The organism is Enterococcus sp. AZ163, assembly GCF_050498925.1.
GTDB classification, from domain to species: domain Bacteria; phylum Bacillota; class Bacilli; order Lactobacillales; family Enterococcaceae; genus Enterococcus_A; species Enterococcus_A ferrettii.
The window spans coordinates 983,765-1,004,487 of the sequence record NZ_JBIPAO010000001.1 but is presented as its reverse complement, the minus strand read 5'-3'; the positions used below and the strand labels follow the sequence as shown (position 1 = coordinate 1,004,487).

Annotated in this window: 18 protein-coding genes; 4 read left to right on the top strand and 14 right to left on the bottom strand. The window is 41.2% G+C overall.

From position 1 onward, the window contains the following. Positions 1–32: 32 nt before the first annotated feature. The 8 genes from radA to IGI46_RS04875 form a co-directional block, all read right to left on the bottom strand. Positions 33–1,403, bottom strand: a complete 1,371-nt coding sequence (gene radA / locus IGI46_RS04910; protein WP_429973027.1) for a DNA repair protein RadA — start codon at positions 1,401–1,403, stop codon at positions 33–35. A 30-nt stretch (positions 1,404–1,433) separates the two neighbouring features. Then, entirely contained in the window at positions 1,434–1,949 is a 516-nt protein-coding gene (locus tag IGI46_RS04905) for a dUTP diphosphatase (RefSeq protein WP_207701385.1), read from the bottom strand. A gap of 129 nt (positions 1,950–2,078) precedes the next feature. Further along, on the bottom strand, positions 2,079–3,017 hold the full coding sequence (locus IGI46_RS04900; protein WP_429962319.1) for a cation diffusion facilitator family transporter: 939 nt from the start codon (positions 3,015–3,017) through the stop codon (positions 2,079–2,081). 79 nt (positions 3,018–3,096) lie between these two features. Beyond that, positions 3,097–3,657 carry a TetR/AcrR family transcriptional regulator gene (locus tag IGI46_RS04895; protein WP_429962318.1) on the bottom strand — a complete coding sequence of 187 codons (561 nt, stop codon included), beginning with the start codon at positions 3,655–3,657 and terminating at the stop codon, positions 3,097–3,099. After that, the gene (locus tag IGI46_RS04890; protein ID WP_429962317.1) at positions 3,654–4,550 is read right to left on the bottom strand and encodes a phytoene/squalene synthase family protein; all 897 of its coding nucleotides are present in this window, start codon (positions 4,548–4,550) and stop codon (positions 3,654–3,656) included. The genes IGI46_RS04895 and IGI46_RS04890 overlap by 4 nt, the downstream gene beginning before the upstream one ends. Next, positions 4,540–6,027, bottom strand: a complete 1,488-nt coding sequence (locus tag IGI46_RS04885) for a phytoene desaturase family protein (protein WP_429962316.1) — start codon at positions 6,025–6,027, stop codon at positions 4,540–4,542. Before IGI46_RS04885 ends, IGI46_RS04890 begins: the two co-directional genes overlap by 11 nt. Before the next feature lie 131 nt (positions 6,028–6,158). Then, positions 6,159–6,878, bottom strand: a complete 720-nt coding sequence (locus IGI46_RS04880; protein ID WP_429962315.1) for an alpha/beta family hydrolase — start codon at positions 6,876–6,878, stop codon at positions 6,159–6,161. A 150-nt stretch (positions 6,879–7,028) separates the two neighbouring features. Then, the gene (locus tag IGI46_RS04875) at positions 7,029–8,567 is read right to left on the bottom strand and encodes a hypothetical protein (protein WP_429973026.1); all 1,539 of its coding nucleotides are present in this window, start codon (positions 8,565–8,567) and stop codon (positions 7,029–7,031) included. A gap of 223 nt (positions 8,568–8,790) precedes the next feature. Here IGI46_RS04875 and IGI46_RS04870 point away from each other — a divergent pair, with 223 nt between their 5' ends. Then, complete coding sequence (locus IGI46_RS04870) at positions 8,791–10,038, top strand: C39 family peptidase (protein WP_429962313.1); 1,248 nt, start codon at positions 8,791–8,793, stop codon at positions 10,036–10,038. Positions 10,039–10,120: 82 nt separating this feature from the next. On the opposite strand, the gene IGI46_RS04865 is transcribed toward IGI46_RS04870, so the two are convergent. Both IGI46_RS04865 and IGI46_RS04860 read right to left on the bottom strand, forming a co-directional pair. Further along, positions 10,121–10,864 (bottom strand): TIGR03915 family putative DNA repair protein, encoded by a 744-nt coding sequence (locus tag IGI46_RS04865; RefSeq protein WP_207701378.1) that lies wholly within the window; start codon positions 10,862–10,864, stop codon positions 10,121–10,123. A gap of 4 nt (positions 10,865–10,868) precedes the next feature. Next, the gene (locus IGI46_RS04860) at positions 10,869–12,167 is read right to left on the bottom strand and encodes a putative DNA modification/repair radical SAM protein (RefSeq protein WP_429962312.1); all 1,299 of its coding nucleotides are present in this window, start codon (positions 12,165–12,167) and stop codon (positions 10,869–10,871) included. Positions 12,168–12,586: 419 nt separating this feature from the next. On the opposite strand from IGI46_RS04860, the gene IGI46_RS04855 reads away from it, so the two are divergent. After that, on the top strand, positions 12,587–13,552 hold the full coding sequence (locus tag IGI46_RS04855; RefSeq protein WP_207701376.1) for an ABC transporter substrate-binding protein: 966 nt from the start codon (positions 12,587–12,589) through the stop codon (positions 13,550–13,552). Positions 13,553–13,604: 52 nt separating this feature from the next. Here the strand turns inward: IGI46_RS04855 and IGI46_RS04850 are convergent, their stop codons facing one another. From IGI46_RS04850 to IGI46_RS04835, 4 genes are all read right to left on the bottom strand, one after another. Beyond that, entirely contained in the window at positions 13,605–14,099 is a 495-nt protein-coding gene (locus IGI46_RS04850) for an acyl-CoA thioesterase (RefSeq protein ID WP_207701375.1), read from the bottom strand. Between the two features lie 63 nt (positions 14,100–14,162). Next, positions 14,163–15,746, bottom strand: coding sequence for an oligosaccharide flippase family protein (locus tag IGI46_RS04845; RefSeq protein WP_429973025.1), 1,584 nt, complete (start codon positions 15,744–15,746; stop codon positions 14,163–14,165). A 192-nt stretch (positions 15,747–15,938) separates the two neighbouring features. Then, positions 15,939–17,321: a M24 family metallopeptidase gene (locus IGI46_RS04840; protein WP_429973024.1), complete on the bottom strand. Its 1,383-nt coding sequence runs from the start codon at positions 17,319–17,321 to the stop codon at positions 15,939–15,941. Between the two features lie 12 nt (positions 17,322–17,333). Beyond that, complete coding sequence (locus IGI46_RS04835) at positions 17,334–18,089, bottom strand: DeoR/GlpR family DNA-binding transcription regulator (RefSeq protein WP_429962308.1); 756 nt, start codon at positions 18,087–18,089, stop codon at positions 17,334–17,336. A gap of 344 nt (positions 18,090–18,433) precedes the next feature. On the opposite strand from IGI46_RS04835, the gene IGI46_RS04830 reads away from it, so the two are divergent. Continuing rightward, entirely contained in the window at positions 18,434–19,357 is a 924-nt protein-coding gene (locus tag IGI46_RS04830) for a LysR family transcriptional regulator (protein WP_429962307.1), read from the top strand. 347 nt (positions 19,358–19,704) lie between these two features. Further along, positions 19,705–20,685: a uroporphyrinogen decarboxylase family protein gene (locus IGI46_RS04825; protein ID WP_429962306.1), complete on the top strand. Its 981-nt coding sequence runs from the start codon at positions 19,705–19,707 to the stop codon at positions 20,683–20,685. The last annotated feature ends 38 nt before the right edge of the window (positions 20,686–20,723 follow it).

Here is a 20,723-nt window from a genome sequence, read left to right as displayed (position 1 = left end):
TTGCCAACAGTCTAGGCAGATAAATTGTTGTTTTATTTAAATACTTTTCGCAGTGTTTCTCCTAAAGTAGCAACCGGGATCAATTCGACCCCTTTAGGTGCTTTCCAGTCACCCATGTTATTTTTAGGCAGATAAACTCTTTTGAAGCCCAGTTTCTCAGCTTCTTTTATTCGTTGCTCTATACTATTCACTCGGCGTATTTCACCAGTCAAACCGATTTCACCGATGAAACATTCTGTAGCCTCAGTACCTTTTTCTTTATAGCTGGAAGCAATCGCTACCGCTACTGCCAAATCAATTGCGGGTTCGTTTAATTTTACCCCGCCAGCTGCCTTTAAGAAAGCATCTTGATTTTGCAGCAACAAGCCCGCTCGTTTTTCCAAAACCGCCATGATTAAGGAGATTCGGTTAAAATCTAACCCAGTCGTCGTACGTTTGGCATTCCCGAATACAGTCGGCGTGACTAATGCCTGAACCTCCACTAAAATCGGACGACTACCTTCCATTGCTACCACTATCGCCGATCCAGTTGCTCCTTCCAGCCGTTCCTCCAAGAAAACTTGAGAAGGATTAGCTACCTCAACCAGTCCGGTTTCTCGCATTTCAAAAATGCCAATCTCATTGGTTGATCCGAAGCGGTTTTTTACCGCGCGCAAAATACGGAAGCTGTGATGCTTTTCCCCTTCAAAATACAAAACGGTATCCACCATATGCTCCAGCATTCGTGGACCAGCAATATTACCCTCTTTGGTTACGTGACCTACGATAAAAATCGCAATACCATTTGTTTTGGCCAATTTCAGCAATTCCGCGGTGGTCTCCCGCACCTGACTGACTGATCCTGCTACGCTGGAAATGTCTGGTTGCGTCATCGTTTGAATTGAGTCAATAATAACAAATTCTGGTTTGATCTTTTCAATCACACGACTAATTTCACCCATGTCTGTTTCCGGATATAAATAAAAGTCTGTATCACTAGAACCTAAGCGTTCTGCTCGCAGTTTGATTTGCTGCGCACTTTCTTCTCCTGAAACATACAAAACTTTTCCACCCGTAGCTGCCAGCTGATGAGAAACCTGCAGCAGCAAGGTCGACTTCCCTATTCCAGGATCACCACCGATTAATACCAACGAACCTGGCACCACACCACCACCGAGCACCCGGTTTAACTCAGCTAATTGGGTCTCAATTCTCGTTTCCTTTTTGAAAACAACATCTTTTAACAAGGTTGGCTGGGCCTTTTCACCGGTTAAGCTAACTCGATTGCGCCGATCCTCAGTATCTTGAACGACTTCTTCCACCATCGTATTCCAACGGCCACAGTTGGGACAACGACCTAAATATTTTGGCGATACATAGCCGCACTCTTGGCAAATAAACTGTGTTTTGGCCTTTTTCGCCATGGTTCACACCTCTTTAATTTTAACATAAAACTATTTTTTTGGATGCTGATCAGAAGAGCCGAATCCGCCTGTTCGTTCATTTACTGCACGGTCATTGTCTGCTTTCAAGAAAGGCAGAAAAATTCCTTGGCCAATTCGTTCACCTTTTTTAATCGTCACATCTGTTAAACCAAAATTCGTAAATTGGAACATAATATGCCCTTCGTTATCTGGGTTATTGTAGTAGTCGCTGTCAATCACGCCTACCCCATTACTTAAACTTAAAAAGCGCTTCAAAGGATTACTCGAGCGATTAGCTAATTGCAGGTATTCGTCCTCTCCCATATACGCCTTAATTCCTGTCGGTACCAGTACTGGCTTAACCAGTTTTTCTTCTGCATCTGCTTTTCCAGTAACCTGAGCCACTAGTTTTTTCCAAAATGTCGGAATAACAATATCTTCAGCCGATTCAAAATCGTAACCAGCCGCATTTTTAGTTGCTCGCTCTGGCAAATTAATACCTTTAGCTTGATAGTTCGTAACTACTTCAAATCCTCTTTTTTTCATAAGACGCTCCTTTAAAAATCATAGTGTTATTCTACCATAGAGAACGTACGTTTATGAAAATGTTTTGCGAAAACTATATGGAAATTTAGTGAATCTTAGGGATTTACTCTCAAGTGAAAAAGAGCAAGTCTATTCGTTCTGCTCTCGTAGGGAATAATTCGGATCAAATTCATCAATTTCAATATAAATATACGCCTTCTTGTCTGGCAACAAACTGCGAATCTGCCGTTCAATTTCATTAATTAATTTGTAACTGATTCCCTCATAATCATCGTTAATATCCATCTTAGCTGCAATCAGTACTTCTTCAGGACTTAAATGGACCGTTTTTACATCAATTAATCGTTTCACTTCAGGGCGCTGGAAGGCCTGTTGGATCTTCGCTAAATCGTTTTGAGAAACACTTTCCCCCACAATTAAACTGTAAAATTCTCGTGCCAAAAAGATTGAAGCAAACATCAATAACAGCCCAATCAATAATCCACTTAAAGCATCAAACATCGGGTTGCCGGTAAAAGTAGTCAGCAGTGTACCAATGATCGCCAAAACCAATCCGATCACAGCACAAAAATCTTCTGTAAAAATAATCAATATTTCACTGTGACGGCTCTCATGCAAAAACCGAAATAACGGTAACTTTTCGGTATTTAACTCATGAATTTCCTTTAAAGCAACACGCAGCGAGCTTCCTTCAACTAAAATACCAAAGACTAAAATGACTAAGACAATCCATGAATTCTCTACTTGATGATTCGGATGGAATAATTTCTCCAAGGCCTCCATTACACCTAATGCGCCCCCGCCAAAAAACAACATAGTAGCTACAATCGTGCTAAAAAAATATTTTGCACGCCCTTCACCAAATTGATGCAGGTCACTTTGCCCACGTTCCGCTCTTTTATCACCAAAAAGCAGCAGAATTTGATTGCTGCAGTCGACTATACTATGAATACTTTCATTCAACATCGCAGCACTGCCGCTGATCGCATAGCCTACAAATTTACTAATAGCCACTAAAATATTCGCAATCAAGGCTGCTAAAATAGCTGTTGGTCGCTGCTTATCCATACTCTCATCTTCCTTCTATTTCAATTCTTGCCCTCAGTATATAACAGAAAGAAGCTGAACCCGCAAATCGGCGCTCAGCTTACTCGTTTACAATTCCGTATAAAAACATATCAATCGCTGCAGGAAAAGAATTTCCCTGCTTATCATATGTATCAGGCTGCAAATAGGCTGCTAACAAAATGAACAACTGCTTCACTGCAAGTTCTACCTGAAGTTCTGGACGTAAGGCAACTCCTTCTTTTTTCAACACTTCAATAAAAGGTGCTTCATAAGAACCCTGCCACAACAGATATAGTTCTTCTGCTGACGCCTGTGATAAAGCATAATGCATGTCGTGCATCATCATGTAAAAGTCGAAGGGATGCCGCTGCCGCAAATAAACCATCATTTCTGTCAGCTTTTCGGTTAACGTCGAATCGTTTTCCTTAGCTAACTCTCGCAGCTGCAAACCAACCTCTTCTGACAAGGAACGCATCACAGCAACATAAATATCTTCCTTCTTTTTAAAATGATAATATAAATTAGGCTGCGTAATTCCCAGTGCGTCAGCAATTTGTCGGGTCGAAGTAGCCTCGTAACCTTGATTCATAAACAGCCGCTCAGCCGTTTCCAAAATTTTTTGGTACATGGTTGGGTTCACGATTTAATCGACTCCTTCTGCCGACTAATTTTTTGCAGTTCTTTGCGAATCGCTTGAAAAATACGCAATTTTCTAGCCTGCTTTACTACATGCCGCTGAGTGAATACTTGGTAGTCGTTTTCCCGAATCACCTGCAGAATTTCACGATAAAAATAACTGGCAGCCAACAGCGGTCCTCGGCAATCTTCATCAATCCAAGGCATCATTGTCAGTCCCTTTTGATAGCTTTCTTCAGCCCGCTTGGCTTCGTATTCCCATAATCTGGCGAACGCCTGCGTTTGACGATGCTCTTTGAGGTCCTCTTGCGTCACGCCATATTCGGCCATTTTATCTTTTGGTAAGTAAATCCGTCCCTCGGCTTCATCCTCGCCAACGTCTCGCAAAATATTGGTAATTTGCATAGCTTCGCCTAATTCCTTGGCCTCTTCAACAATTTTCACCCAATCCTTTGAAAGGATCGGCAATAACATCAGACCTACTGAACCAGCCACATAATAACTGTACTCTTCCAGCTCTTGTTGCGTTTCAGGCTGGGTGAAGTTCACGTCTCTACGTTGCCCTTCCAACATGTCATAAAAAGCCTGTATATCTAACGGATAATGTTCAAATACAACAGCCAATGCCCGCCACATAGGCTCGTCTGGACGCTCCCCTTTTTGAAACGCCCCTAATTGCGCCTTCAATTCAGCCAGCTTTTCTGGATTTTTTTCAACATCAATTGCATCATCTGCCCGTCGGCAAAAAGCATAAATAGCATACACGCTCATAGCTTTTTGCTCCGGCAATTTTGAAAAGGCAGCATAAAAACTTTTTGAGTGATGCTCAATGATACGCTCACAGTAATCAAAATCTGCTTGGTAGCGTAGAAAATCAGCAACCAGTTTATCGGTCATCACGAACCAGCTCCTCTACTGCTAACTTGGCACTCTGCATCACAATTGGTACTCCCGCACCTGGATGGGTACTGCTGCCGCAAAAATATAAACGGTCTGCATAATCAAACTTATTGTGAGGACGATAATAGTTACTCTGTTTTAACGTTGGTTTTAAGCCAAACGTCGCGCCTCGATAGGCATTAAAATTATCGGCGAAATCTCTTGGTGTATACTGCTCCTCAAAGACAATATGCTCATCAATATCTGAAAAGACGGTTTCCTGCTTGATTTTATTTATCACATGATTGCGGTAAATGGTGCTGGATTCCTCACTCCAATCCGAAAACTTAGACAATTCTGGTACTGGAATCAGAACATATAACGCTTCATGACCTTCCCTAGCCATTTCGGGATCTAATAGACTTGGCACGTATAAATAGTAGGAAGGATCCTCTGGCAGAACACCTTGATCAAAGATATCGGTAATATTTTTCTCGAAATCTCTAGCAAAATGGATGGAATGCAGTGCTTCTACATCATATTTTTTATCCAAACCTAGATAAAGCAAGAAGCAGGAACAAGAATATTCCATTTTATCAATTTTTTGATCCGTGTATTTGCCACGGTCTTTTTCATTAGGCAATAAATGCTTCATGGCATAAGGAAAATCAGCACCACAGACAATTGCATCTGCTAAAATCCGTTCTCCATTCACCAGTATGCCTACTGCCTCTTTATTTTCTATTATAATTTCCTGTACTTCCGTGTCACAATAAATCTCTCCACCCAGTTCCTCAAACAACCGTTTCAACCCTTGGGCTAAAGTATACATACCGCCCTTCATAAAATGAATGCCATACAACAGCTCAATCATCGGAATGATGGTATAAAGTGATGGGCCCTGATAAGGTGAAATCCCAATATATAACGTTTGGAAGGCCAGCGATTTGCGCAGTCGATCATCTTTTACAAATTTAGAAATCGAACTATAAGCATCCCCGAAGGTTTTTAATCTTAAACCATTTAAAAGTGATTTAGGATTGTAAAAATCCCAAAACGAACGGAAAGAGCGCATAATAAAGGCATCCTTAGCAATAAGGTAGCGTTTATATATATCCGCTAAAAAGGCAAAATAGCCCTGAGCATCTTCTTCAGAAATCCCTTCAAGCATCTTTGTTAATTCAATTAAGTCAGATGAAAATAATAACGGATCATCATCTGAAAAATACAATTTCAGCATCGGATCAATTTTTTCCATTGGAATATAATCGTCAGGATTTTTGCCGCAAAATTCAAACACTTCTTGATAAATATCTGGCATCATAACAATGGTGGGGCCTACATCAAAGGTAAAACCATCCTTTTTGATCTGATTCATTTTTCCGCCGACTTGGCTATCTTTCTCATAGAGCTGAACAGCATAGCCCATTTTTTGCAATCTTACCGCAGCAGTAAGTCCTGCGACTCCTGCACCTATTACTATTACCTTCTTCATTGTCATTCTCCTCCTTTTATCATTTTATAACTTATCAATTGATAAGTAAAAATATATAACTGAAAAATATGTCCACCAATGGTCTCCAGGAACATAAAAAAGCTGATTACTTAGCATAATCAGCCTTTTATCTAGTCTACTTTTTCTTTGAGCCAACTAATTAATCGTTGGGATACTTGCAGATTTTGGTCATCAATCGTTGCCTTTCCATCACCCTTTTGAGGTCCATAAGAACCAAATCCTGCATGATTGCCTCCGGGAATTTCTTGATAGTCTGCGTTTGCTGGCAATTCCTCTTTCGCCTCTTGATAAGCTTTCTGATTCAATACCTTATCATTTTCCCCAGTCAGAGACAGTACTGGTACCTTAACATCAGCTAAACTTCCTTTTTCATCAGGATAACTAGCTAAGAAAAACACTCCTGCTAAATCCTGTTGGTGCTCGACTGCAAAACGACTAGCCATTACGCCGCCCAAAGAATGTCCCCCAAGTACATATTTGCGATCTGGCTGCTCAGTTAACACCTTATCTCCGCGATTCGGTGCTAATACCGCTAAATCTAACGGCATCTTTACTATGTAAACCGGATAGCCCGCTTGTGCTACTTTTTGAGCCCAAGGACTATAGCTCCCTGGATCAACCAAAGCGCCGGGATAAAAAATAATTATCGGCTTCGTTTCATCCTCTGAGGGAAAATACAACCAGTCACTGTCATCCTCCGCTTGATTCGTTACCTGCTGTGCGCTGCTAGTAGGAGAATACGTTTGTGTTTGCAAATAAACAAACCCACCTGTTAACACGACAACCAGTCCAATGAGCACTATTAGAAGAATCTTTTTCCATTTTTTCACTGCAATCGTTCCTTTCTTTCATTTCCATTCCATAATACCATCGGATGCAGAAAATTTTGCAAAAGTTGCTTTAAGAAACTATCAGGAAACCTCAAAAAGACCAATTGTCATCATTCTCAGACAACAATTGGCCAGCGGTTTCTTCAATTCCTAGCCTTGGCGGAATAAGTAAATCTTTGTCCAAGGAGTCATAGACTTAATGTTGGACATATTATTATGTGGGAATGTGCTATGCCAGATTCTATCATGATTCGGAGTATTTCCCCAGAAAAAGCCAAGATGACAATCATAGTTTGGTTTAGAATAATCTGGTTCAAAATACAAAATATCTCCTTTTTTAGCTAACCCGCTTTGCAGCAATGATCCTACTGAAGTAAATGTTTCGTACTGAACATTTTTAGTCAAGGCATCTCGCCAGTTGTAGCCGTTAGCGACTCCACCCCAAGCATTAGCAACATTGGTAATAGCAGCCAGATTACCACCAGCTCTTTTAATTACACTTGCGATAAAACCGGTACAGTTCATACCAGGTCCATTGCCATTAGGATCACCGTTAGGACTCATAGAAGTACTGGCATTGCCTGTCAAACCCTTGAAAGGGGTATATAAATAATAACGATCATTTTCATGTTTAGCCAATTCACTGACAATTTGGTCACGAGTGAGTCCAAAGAAGCCTGAAGCCCACTGAATAACACTTTCTGGTTGAAAAGGAGTACTATACCAGCCAATTCCTTCATAACGCCAGCCCTGATTTCTTAAATTGTCTCGTTCATTACCGTTTACGGTGTAGTGATGGGCTCCGACGCCCCCATTAGGATTGTATACACGATAAACTGGCATTCCTGAATCTAGTGTGTGCCAACCAATTCCTTCATAACGCCACCCGATTCCTTTAAGCATATTGCGTTCATTGCCGTTCATTGTATAAAAATGTTCACCTGAGTTAGGATTATACAAGCGATATACTTCAAGCCCGGATAATATCGAGCGCCAACCGATTCCTTCATAGCGCCAGCCTACCCCCTTAAGCATATCCCGCTCGTAACCGTTCATCGTGTAAAAATGTTCGCCTGAATTAGGATTATAAATTCTATACACGGGTACATCTTGTACGACTGCTCGTTGTTCAGCTGCTCTAGCTTTGGTTGGTACTTCTGTTGTTTGAGCAGCTGCTTTCATCTGCTGCGGCACTTTTACTGGTGTCTGAACAGGTTTAACCGGCTCTTGTCTGTTGGCTTCAGGTGCTTTTTCAACTGGTTGATTATTATTTGTTGTGTCCACTTGATTGGTTTGTTCTTCGTTTACAGCGGGTACTTTTTCTTGATTCTCCTCTTGGCTATTTTGATTTGATTGATTTTCCTCAATCGGGGCTCCCGCTTCAGTTGAATCATTTTCCCCTTCATTCAGTGGTGGAGTCGAAGGTTCCACATTTTCAGCAGGTACTTCTGGGGTAATAATTTCTTCTCCCTTTGTATCTGTCTCTTGGTTATTCTCCGCAACACTTGAAGGCGTTTCCATTTCTGCTGAAGGATATACCGGGCTGTTTTCGATAACCGTCGCTTCACTTACAACCTCAGAAGCAAAAACAGTTTCGTTTTCTTGCGTATATAATACTGCGGAAAATAACAATCCTCCTACGATCAGCAAATATTTCTTATTGCCTTTCTTCTGCATTCTAAAATCCATTCCTACACCTCCTAATTTTTCAAAAAAATAATTCTTATCTTGAATAAATTTTAAACTATTTGATTTACTCTTGTCAAAGAATCTTGATCATTTATGATAACATTTTTTTCTATTGGTTTTACAGAGTAATCTATAGCATTTTAAAACTGCTGATGATAAAATAAACAAAGTACTTCTGTTACTTATAATTTATGTTTCAATAGATTACGGAGGAGATCATACGATGAAAAAGAGTGTTTGTTTGTTATTTTGTACTGCTTTTCTTTCTTCAATCTTTTGGGCAGGAACGGAAAGCCTAGCTATTGAAGATTCTTCGACAACTGAATCAACTGTTGCAGAAACCCAAGTTTCCAGCGAATCAGAAACTTCTGAGAACCCCGTTGCCTCTCCAGCACAGGCAGCGCCTTCCGTAGAAGTCAATGCAACTGCTGATCAGTCAACAGATATGGCTGAACCCTCTATGGCAATGACACCTACTACTTTTGCTGCAGCCCAAACGACAACCGGAATTCCCATGTATCGGCTGTATAATCCCAATAGCGGGGAGCATTTCTACACAGCGAATGGGATCGAAAGAGATCAAATAGTCAACGCTGGCTGGTATTATGAAGGAATTGGATGGTCCGCTCCGACTGGCGGCCAACCCGTTTACCGACTTTACAATGCAAATGCAGGAGATCATCATTATACTTTAGATGCGAATGAACGGGATCATCTAAAAGGGGTTGGTTGGCGTTATGAAGGAATCAGCTGGTACTCACCCGCTAGCGGACAGCCTCTTTATCGGCTGTATAATCCTAATGCAAAGGCTGGATCTCACCACTATACCTTGAATGGTGCTGAAAGGGATAATCTGCAGCGAGCTGGATGGCGTTATGAAGGAATCTCATGGTATGCTGTTGGTGGAGCCGTTGGTGTCAGCAACAATGTTCTGCTTAATGCTCCTTATATCAATCAAAATACGGCTGGGATGCCGATGGGTTGTGAAGCAGCCTCCCTGCTGCAAGCCTTACAGCTGAAAGGGTACGCTAAAAATTACAATCTAAAATCCTTCATCAAGGAAATGCCGTTGGCTAGTGACAATAATCCCAATAATGGATTTGCAGGTCAACCAGATAAACTTATGAACAATGTCTATCAATCCATTTACCCAGCACCGCTAACTAACTGGGGCAGCCGTTATGGTAAGGTTGCAAACATCTCAGGTTCTTCTGTTGGAAGCCTTAAGCAAGAGCTGCGTAATGGGAATCCAGTTGTTGTTTACGTAACATTAAATTTTGAGAGCCCTCGCTATGGTAATTATTTCTGGGGAACAGGAATAAATAATGCTCATATCATGACCTTAGACGGATTTAATGAAAGTAATAATACGTACCATGTATCTGATCCTAACGCTGGAAAATATTGGATTTCTGGAGCAAAATTTGAAGCCAGCTATAACTTGAAAAAGTTTGCTGTAGTTGTTCGCTAAGACAACAGCAAAAGACCTCGCTAAATTATCAGCGAGGTCTTTTTTGTTATTTTTAGGGAGAATTCGACCTTGTTTTTGCTTACTAATCAAACTCCACCATATTTCCGCGAAATCTTAATGGTAAATGACCCATTTGAACCTTCGAATTGGTCCGTTCATTAATGGTCACTGCGGATAAAAAAGCCCGCCATTGACTTTGAATCTCTTGTTCTTCCACCGTTTCTTTTATATTTGGACAGTCACTATCTTCAATGAGAGTGACTGCTCCATGATCAATCATTGCCAGTAAACGGTGGGTTTCATCATAGATCATCATTTGTTCGTTAGGGTAACGCTCCGCAAAATGCGGACATAAAAATGGTAATGAATAGTGTTTTGGTGCGATCTTACTAAATAGAATATTGCCGACATATTCAAAACGAACAAAGCCCGTAAATAGATGGACTTCCCCCAATAATGTTTTGATGGCCTTTCGCACAGCCAAAACTGCAGGATGACCTATATAGTTTTCCAACGAATCTTTAGTTCCTAAAGCAATTTCAATAGCATCCAATAAGGAACGCTCCTTGTTGGCTAAAGTAGCATAAAAACCGGTTTGAATAAATTGAAGGTTTTCAGCAGTTAAGCGTTGTTGCAGTCGACGGTAGATTTTTTGAGCCCTGGCTTCGTTAGTCGTTGTCCATTCACCCATGAACAGGCTTTCTGAAGCGGTCTCTGGTGTGAGAATCAAGACTGGAAAGGCTTTACGGGAAAAGGCCTGATCCACTAAGCACAGGAAGCCATAAAAACTGCCATCATACTCCCAGGTTTCTGTTATTTCCTCCATCTACTCACCAACTTTCTTTAGCATGTTCAAAGCGTTCAACGTCGAACAATGATAACTGCTCTGCTTTATTTTGAGTATTTAGCTGCTTCAAAGTCTGATATTGCTTGGAAGAAATCAACGAGGTAATGACCCACTCAGGATCACGAATCAGTCCAGCAGGGGTTTCGTGATTGCAGGCAATAAAATACTGCGCCCTTTTTATAACAATCCCCAGCTTCTTCAAATCACTCAAATGCAGGCGATAATATTTCCGGGCTTTTACGATATTTTGAGCACTCTTAGGACCAATACCAGGTACTCGAAGCAGCATATCATAAGAAGCTGTTTGGACATCTACCGGAAAACGATCATAATTTTGCACAGCCCAATTGGCTTTAGGATCAAGATACAGGTTGAAATTGGGCTTGTCATCCGACAAAATCTCATCTGCTGAGAATCGATAAAAACGCATCAGCCAGTCTGCTTGATATAGGCGATGTTCCCGCAACAACGGTGGCTCGGTCGTAACAGCCGGGAGCAAAGAATCCTGATTTACTGGAATATAAGCAGAGTAATAAACTCGCTTCAGCTCATAACGTTGATACAAATTTTCAGCAATTTTTACAATCGAGCGGTCACTTTCTGGGCTGGCTCCAATAATCATTTGTGTTGACTGACCAGCAGGGACAAAGCTCGGACCTTTTCTAACAGCAGGCAAAAAGGCTTCTTCCTTTTTCTTTGTAGTAATCTGCTTCATAGGTTTGTATAAAGCGTAAGGATCTTTGTCCGGTGCCAGCAGCTTCAAACTTTCTCTAGAAGGTAATTCTACATTAACGCTCATCCGATCCGCTAAAAAGCCCAGCTCTTCAATCAATTTCTCATCAGCACCTGGAATGGCTTTAACATGAATATAGCCGCGAAATCCCTTTTCCTCCCGTAAAATCTTTAAGGTTTTGATCAGCAATTCGCAGGTGTAATCGACATTTTTGATAATAGCTGAACTAAGGAACAATCCCTCGATATAGTTCCGCATATAAAAATCCATCGTCAAATCAGCTACCTCCTGCGGTGTAAAGGTAGCACGTGGAATCGCATTGGATTTCCGATTAATGCAATAATGACAATCAAAAATACAGGCATTCGTAAATAATAATTTTAATAATGAGACACACCGACCATCAGGAGTAAATGAGTGACAAATTCCTGATACAGCTGTACTGCCTACTTTTCCTTCACGAGTATTGTTGGTCACTCCACTGCTGGAACACGACACATCATACTTGGCTGATTCGGCTAGAATTTCAATCTTTCTTGTCAGTTCCATGGAATCCCTCCTAAACTATACGAACGTATGTTCTTATAATAAGCGATGCTTCGTTAGTTGTCAAAAAAAGCAGGCATTTAGCCAAGAAAATAAAAAATATTTAAATTTCTTATTTACATCTCATTTTTCTCAGTGTATACTAATCTTCAATTAGAAGTTGGAGGTCATCCTTATGATGAACAGAAATCACTCACAACTGAATAACAGCTTTTTCTTTAGCTTTTTTAGATAGGTTTGTATTCATCAAGATGGATGCAAACGACCTACGTTTTGTATCTATCTATGATGGCTAAAGAGTTTTGACGTACCACCAGCCACGTAGAAGTAATCGAAGTGGCTGAAGAATTCTATTCTCGTATTCCCATCATCCACTTAGTTTACTGAGTGGATGATTTTTTTATGGAAAAGGGGAAAATAAAATGAAAAAGAATGTATTGTTAGGATTAGGTTTAGTTAGCTTATTGGTATTAGGGGCCTGTGGTAAAGGGGATGCAGCAACAGATGACAACGTGAAAAAGGTTGGCGTTCTGCAAACGGTACAGCATGGTTCTTTTGATGAAGCCTACGAAGGATTCAAAGAGGGCTTAGCAGAAAACGGTTATGTTGAAGGAGAAAATCTGGAAATTTCTTATCAAAATGCTCAAAATAATCAAGACAACCTAAAGAGTATGAGTGAAAAATTAATCAAGGATCAACCGGATTTATTATTAGGGGTCGGTACACCTGCTGGACAATCCATTGCCAACGGAACAGCTGATATTCCGGCTCTAGTTACTGCTGTGACTGACCTGAAAGCGGCAAAATTAGTAAAAAGTTATGATAAACCCGGTACAAATATGTCAGGGACAACGAACCTTTCACCAATCAAGAAACAAATTGATTTGCTGTTGTCAGTTGCACCGGATGCTAAAAAAATCGGTTTATTATACAACGCTGGGGAAGTAAACTCACAAATTCAAATTGACGTAGCAACAGAATATTTGGAAGAGCTTGGTTTGGAAATCATGGTTAGAAATGCAACTTCAACCAACGATGTTCAACAAGCAACAACCTCCGTAGCCAGCGAAGTAGATGCAATTTATATTCCAACTGACAGCACCTTTGCCAGTGCAGCAACAGTGGTTGGCGAAGTGGTAAAAGAACATAAAGTTCCTTTAGTCGCAGGTTCAGTCGATCAAGTAAAAGAAGGCGGATTGGTCACTTTAGGCGTGGATTATGTTTCTCTAGGCAAGCAAACTGGGGAAATGGCTGCAAAAATTTTAGATGGCGAGGCAGAACCTCAAACAATGCCTGTGGAAAGTGCGAAGAATTTGGCGTTCTATGTTAATGAGGACATGGCAAAAGCATTAGGCATTGATCCTGCTAGCATCAAAGAACCAAAATAAACAAAAACAGCAGCCTCACTTGATAATGTTGAGGCTGCTGTTTGCGTTATTTTTACCACGGCAAACGTGTATCCACATGCTGGGTTAATTCCATACTTTCTTGGCGTTTTTCATTACGAACGGCTCGACGTTCTTCATACCCTGCACAAATATACTTTTCCTCCTCAGATTCTGGGGTAATGTCCGGCAAAGTAATCTTTCTATCCAGGCTGGTGAAAGTTAAAAAGCTGGTGGCTGCTAAATAGCGCTGACTTTTTAACAAATCTTCGCCGATCACCTTGACGAACACTTCCATAGACCGCTTGCCAGAGCCGGAAACATAAGCCTCTAAACAAACAGAATGTCCTTCATGCAGTGGCAGCAAAAAGTCTAAATGATCCAGTGAAGCCGTAACTAAACTAGTCCTAGCAAAACGTGCTGCTGCAATTCCGGCAGTTTCATCCATCCAATGCATCAGTTGACCGCCGTAGAGAGCTTTGTGCATGTTCATGTGGGGATACATAATCAAATGGGTCTGAACTGACCGTGTTTCTTTACAAGTTGGCATTGCTTCTTCTTCCCTTCTATTTCTTCCCTATCAGTATACAAGAAAGTCAAACAGTGTTGGTAATTAGTGACTTAAAAATCGTTGTTTTACCTTTTGGATTTGTCGGGGCAAGCCCACAAACGTATAAATAATTGTGCCAAGCCCAGCAATAAGGATAGAAATAAGCAAGGCGCCCACTCTCGTTTCTACTATAACAATGTTTTTTAGCTGTAAATAGGCAATCAAGCACAGCACGCTCATTCCGCCAGCAGCTAAGAGCAACTGCTTCAGGTAATTCCTGACATAGTGTAACGGCTGAATTTGGTAGTTTTGACAAATCGTTTGGTAGCATTGCATAGTTATTATTAGAAAAGCAAGCCCTGTTGCTAGATTTAGACCATAGCCTTTAGTCAGCCAAACCAACGGAAATTGCAGGATCAGCTTAATCACTAAAGCTCTCGTTACCAACGTGACCGCTGCACGATGCAACCCCACGGCCTGCATGATTGACAGCAAAATTGAACAGATACTCAGAATCGCAGTAGTCACGATTGCTACTCGCATGTAGCCTGTCGTCGCAGGATCATATCCGAAGAATACCGTATACATCGGTTCTGCCAATATAAGCATTCCAAGCGTAGCCGGCAATAAAAACGTTAGTGCTAGACGCAACACATCGGCAATTCCTACCAACAAATCGTCTTTTTCTCGCAGTTTGGTCAATAAAGGCAGCGAAGTAACCGAAATGGACCCGATAATGGTAATCAGCAGCACCGTTAGCTTGTTAGGATTGGCTGAGGCTTGAGTAAAGAGTACTTCAATCTGAGCCAGACTTAGTTGATGAGTTATCGTATGCAAAATTCCTTTCAACGTTACCTGATCAATCAACTGGGCCAAAGAAATTGCTGAGCCTACATAAATAAATGGCAGTGATTCACGAATCACCGAAAGGACCATTGGACGCTGTCCCTGTAAAAAGACACTTGGCCGAAAAATAAAGAAACGCAATCGAAAATAGTTTTTGCGTTTTCCAATAAGAATGAGATAAACAATACTCACTAGCCCGCCAACACAAGAGGCCATCGTACTGATCACCACAGCAGAAAAAATGCTGCCATGCAGAATCATACGGATATAGAATGTTCCCGCTAAAATAACAATTACTCGGATCAGCTGCTCTAAAACGTGCGATATACTGTAAGGAATCACATCACTGACACCTTGGAAATAACCTCTTAAGGCACTCAGTATGGGAATTATCATTAGCGATGGACACAAACTGCGAATCGCCCAGACGGCTTCCTGCACATCACTAACTGGGCTGATGCGGCTCAATAGAGGCGCAAAAATGAACATCATTACCGCCGAAACAATCCCGATTCCTTCCATAATTCCTAAAGAACTCTTGAAGAGCAGCTGAACCTTTGGCGTATCATCCTTTTCCGCCGCGATTTTTTTAGCAATTCCACTAGGAAATCCTGCAGTTCCTAAAGTTAAAAACAAGGCATAGGGCAAATAGGCTACATTGTATAGTGCCTGTGCTTGTTGTCCGGCATCCTGCGAGCCCATCATCATCAACCAAGGGATTAAATAGACAATCCCTAAAATCTTACACAATAAATTAGCCGAAGACAGCCAAAAAGTGCCTGATAAAAGATTCTTTTTCATTTGTTCACCCTTATTTTTCTCAGTATGCTCTCATTATAGCGAAGTTTTTTGACAGCACCTGAGCGGATCAAAACCTTTAATGAATTGTTTACCTTCCAAGTTCATTAAGTTTGGTGATTTGGGCGTTCATTCATCGTATGCCAGCACAAAGAAAAGCACTGCCTAGCTTTTGCCGGACAGTGCTTCTATCGTTTATTTCACAACTAACGCTTGGTCCTTCGCTAAGAAGAAAGGTCGTAAGTAGGCTACCGTGTTGGATAGCGGCAGCACATCTTCGGATAACGAAATATTCAATTCGCTGCGAAGGTAGTTGCGGCGAGTTTGAATTCGAGCCCATAATTCTGGGTACTGGGTTTTAATTTCCGCCTGCAAGGCTTCGTCAGCTAAAGCAACACATTCTTCTGCACTGGTTCCTTGATAGCCCGCGATCGAAGGAATAATATCAATCTGGAAAATCATTCCGCTTTTTAAAACTTCATTGGATTCTGGATAAACGGGTGAAGACATCCATTCTTCATCGGCAACTAAATGGCCCGGATTCAGTTCCCAGCCGTAAGTCTCTTTTGGCAGCACTTGTTCAATTGCTTGATAAAATTCGCCACCTGTTTGGCCAACACTGGTTTCTTCCAGCCAAGTTGCCATCGCCTTAAAGTAAGGATAGACTACTTGATCTAAATAGTCAGTCTGATTTTCTGGCAATTGATTCGTCTGTTCAATGACAAAACCAGAACGGCTGGATAATCCGCCTTTGTAGCCAATCGTCAGTGAAAGCGGCTGGCCTGTCTGGACCTCTTTATGGGTAGGATAAAAATTGGCTTTTTCAAAACGAACCCCTGCTGCAGCAATCGTTACTACTGAATTCAACTGACCTTCACCGTTTAAAATTTCGCCTAATTCACTTTCCTTAATGCCAGGCTGCACCGCATTCATCGCTTGCAGCATTCTCGTAGAAGCCAAATTTGCGCCGTATTCATAATGAGCCAGCTCGTTGGGATTATTAACGGTTCGAGCACCATAACTGCCATGAATAAATAGATCGCAGGCATTCCACAATTCAGCAGCCCCAGCTGCTTCCTCTAACGCCTGAATGATGAAATAAGGAACATCCAGCATTCGTTTACCATCGGCCATTTTAGGTGTAAACATTTTCCAGCCGGCTACGCCGATCTTTTTAGCCTCACCAAGTCCTATCTCTGTAAAAATTTCACTTATTGGACGCTCATTGTCCATTGGCTGATTAGGCAATGAAAAATACGGTGTATGATAGAGCTTCGCATCGATACGAGTGTATTTAGACATCTTCAAATTTTCATTTCCTAGAACTAGAGCAGCTTCCCCAGTCTGATGGATGATTAGTAATCCCTCTTCAAAACGAGGATAAAAACCAGTTAAGTATTCAAAGTTTGAGCCATGCTCCTTGTCGGCGTAGACAACCAAATAGTCATATCCAGCAGCCGTCATCTGCTCCAAAATTTTTAATTGGCGCTGCTTCATCGTTTCATCGCTTAAAAATACAGGTGCAACATCTTCATGAATTGTGGGTTGCTTGACAGTAGTTAGTTCGATCGTTTTCATTTAATCTTCTCCTTAAGGAATAATTAGTTCAACATTGTTTTCTGCTAAAGCAGTGATAAATTCAGCTGCAGGCGCTTGATCGGTTACCAAAACATCAATTTCACTTAGTCCACAAATCTTGAACAGTCCCGTGGTTCCAAGTTTGGTGTGATCGGCTAGAGCAATGACCTTTTTACTTTGACGAATCATCTGACGTTTAACCAGTCCTTCTTCCTCCGTATGGATAAACATACCTTCTGAATTGATTGCAAAAACCCCTAACAAAGTATAATCCACCGAGTATTCGCTGATTTTCTGGACCGTTTCTGCTCCGTAAATAAAGAGCTGCTGCTTATGAAGCTTACCGGGCAAAATACTGATTTCATTGTTGTCCAGCTGAGCCAGCAAGGTTGCATGGGTCAAAGAGTTAGTAATTGCTAATAGCCCTTTCCCTTCTAAATAAGGGATTGTCGCCTCAACAGTAGTAGATGAATCCAAAATCAGTGAGGAATTGTTTGCGATTTGCTCAGCTGCCAACCGTCCCATTTGATTTTTAAGCTGCTGATCACGACTGGATCTTTCCTGATAGTCAAAGATCAATGCATCTCGACTAACCAACATGGCGCCACCATGAATTCGCTTGACGATATTTTTTTGTTCTAGCTTAATTAAATCGCGCCGAATGGTATCTTTAGAAACTGCTAGCTCTTCAGCCAAAGCTTCCAGAGATGCACTCTTTTGCTGCTCCAAAATGCTCTTAATTTTACTCAACCGCTCTTCTATCAACATTGTTGTTCTCTCCTTCTTTCCTACCATACCACCTTTTGCATTCTTTTTCAACATAAATATGCAAAATATTGCAAAATAATGCATAGCCTTTTGGTTCTGCTTAACCTTATTTTATTTGACTATCATTAAAAATATGCTATTCTTATTCATAATATTTTAACAAAGGAGTGGATGTGATGCGTATCAATCGGCCAACCCGTTTCTTTCCCATGAACTGTCAGAACATGATGTGTCGATGCGCATCGTGTTCTTTGGCGTACGTTTAGATTGCCATAGGCGATCCAGCCAGGGGACTTGATGGAAATCAAGTCCCCTTTTCTTTTACCCAGAAAGGGAGTCTTATTATGAATTTTCAACAATGCCGTTATGCCGTGGCAATTGCTGAAGCAGGCAGCTTTAGTCAAGCCGCAAAGGATCTATTTGTTACCCAGTCTAGTCTTTCTACTGCCATTAAAGAGTTGGAGACCTCTCTAGGTATCCGTTTGTTTCATCGATCTAAATCAGGTACTCGCTTAACTGAAGATGGCAGCGAGTTTTTAGTGGCCGCACGCCGGATTTTGGCTCAGGTCGAATTATTGGAGAATCAATATCAGCCGAATAAGAAAAAAGATTTTATCGTAGCCGCTCAGCATTATGATTTTTTATCGCAACCTTTTTTAACTGTCTTTCAACAGTTTCAAACCGAATGCCAGCACTTTCATTTAATTGAGACAACGACTCAAAAGATTATTGAAGGCTTGCAAAGCTTTCGCAGTGAATTGGGAATCCTATACCTAACACCGACAAATAAACGTTCTTTAGAACGGCATTTTGCACAAGAACAGTTAACCTTTCAGCCTTTAGGAAAATTTGTCACTCAGATTTTCCTGCGCAAAGACCACCCATTGGCTGACAAAGTACAGATTACCGTTCAGGATTTGGCTGACTATCCACAAATTCGTTTCAACCAGGAGGAATATGAATTTTCTCATTTTGAAGAGGATCCTCTGGAAATCCCTACGGAACAAGCTGTGATTTATGCCAATGATCGCGGTACTCTGTTGAATCTGTTGTGCGGCTCAGATGCTTACGCCTCCGGTTTGGGCATTGTAGAAGGCTTCGCCAAGGAACAAATTGCTTTGATTCCTTTAGCCGATTCCGATATTCATACCTTAGGCGTTGTTTATCATCAACAGCGCTCCCTGAGTGAAATGGCTGAGCTTTTCATCGAAGAAGTTCAAAACGCCGTAGACCAGTCCATTGTATCTATTGAAAAATCCAATGGCTGACCATCAATAACAACAATTATCCAAATGACCTTTCTCTTGGTATAGTTAGAAAAAGTTAAAACAAGGAGGAGAACACGTATGTTAACAGTCACTAGTTCTGTAATGACAACTGAATCAAAGAACATGGCTTGTCAATGCATGCCGTGTTCTTTAGCGTACCCTTAAAGGAATGAAGCTCATTCTAAATGGTGCACTAAAGGACTTGATGCCGAATCAAGTCCTTTTTTCTTTGGTTTAGTTGAGAAAACATTCACAAGTCCATTAACCCTAAGAAGCTATTTGCCCTGTCCTTGTCACAATCTGTCCATTACTTGCATCAATTTCAAAACAAAAAAAGGAGTGTTTACATGTCAAAAAGAGAGTTGGTTTTACGTGCACTGCATCAACAAAAAGTGGAAAGAGTTCCGGTTGGTTTTTGGTTTCATTTTATTACTAATGAAGAGGAGCTTCGACAGCCGATTCCTGAAATAATCGAACGAAACATTGCAGGTCATCAAACATTTATCGCTGAGTTCCAACCAGACTTTGTCAAATTAATGAGCGATGGGTTCTTTTATTACCCTAATGAACAAATTGCCCAAGCTAGAACAATTGATGACTTGAAGGACATTCAATCGATTGGCAAGGAGCATCCTTGGATTCAGCAGCAGGTGGCATTAGTAAAGGAACAAAAGAAGCACTTTTTAGAGGATATTGCAGCTTTTTACAATATTTTTGCACCAGCTACCTACTTTAAATGGCAGCTGCCTGGAGGTGAAGCTCAGTTTGCAGAATTCTTGCTAGAGAATCCTGAACTGACACAGCACGTATTAAATGTGATTGCCGAAGACATCTCACACTTGGTAACGGCTGTTTTGAGTCAAACCGATATTGACGGAATTTACTTAAGTGTCCAAAATGTGCAGGATCAGCGAATTTCTTCTGACATTTACGCACGATTTATTCGCAGCTCCGACTTAATTGTTCTTGAGGCAGCCAATCGAAGCTCAGCCAACAACATCCTGCATATTTGCGGATACGAAGGAGCTACAAATGATCTGTCCCTTTATAAAGATTATCCTTCCGCAGCTGTCAATTGGGCTGTTGGTCCTGAGCAGGTTTCCTTAATTGAAGGAAAGAACTTATTTGACCGAACAGTAATTGGCGGATTTGATAATACAGCGAACAGTATCCTTTACCATGGGAATCAAACGGACATTCAACAAGCAACGCAAGCTTTGCTGGAAGAAGCCGGTGAAGTTGGTATCATTCTAGGAGCAGATTGCACAGTACCCAGCGATACTCCACTGGAGCATTTGCAATGGGTTCGGGAAGTTACTTATCAGTAAAATAGTATTCAGCGTTAACATCAAACGTATTCTTCTAT